This window comes from Paraburkholderia sp. LEh10 (assembly GCF_017814945.1).
In the GTDB taxonomy this organism is placed as follows: Bacteria; Pseudomonadota; Gammaproteobacteria; order Burkholderiales; family Burkholderiaceae; genus Paraburkholderia.
Genome location: NZ_JAGIPX010000282.1, coordinates 1 through 314 on the forward strand (window position 1 = coordinate 1; position 314 = coordinate 314).

1 pseudogene is annotated in these 314 nt (G+C 61.1%); it reads left to right on the plus strand.

The annotated features are described in order from the left end of the window. Nucleotides 1-314, plus strand: a pseudogene (gene glnA / locus J8I87_RS44300) (glutamine synthetase); the annotation flags it as partial.

The window sequence follows — 314 nt, forward strand, 5'->3', positions numbered from 1 at the left end:
GAAGAAGCACCGTGGTCGTCGGGCAAGGAATTCGAAGGCGGCAACACGGGTCACCGTCCGGGCACGAAGGGCGGCTACTTCCCGGTCGCGCCCGTCGACACGTTCCAGGACATCCGCTCGGAAATGTGTCTGCTGCTCGAACAGATCGGCATTCCCGTTGAAGTTCACCACCACGAAGTGGCTGGCCAGGGCCAGAACGAAATCGGCACGAAGTTCTCGACGCTGGTGCAGCGCGCTGACTGGACGCAGCAACTGAAGTACATCATCCACAACGTCGCGCACACGTACGGCAAGACGGCGACGTTCATGCCGAA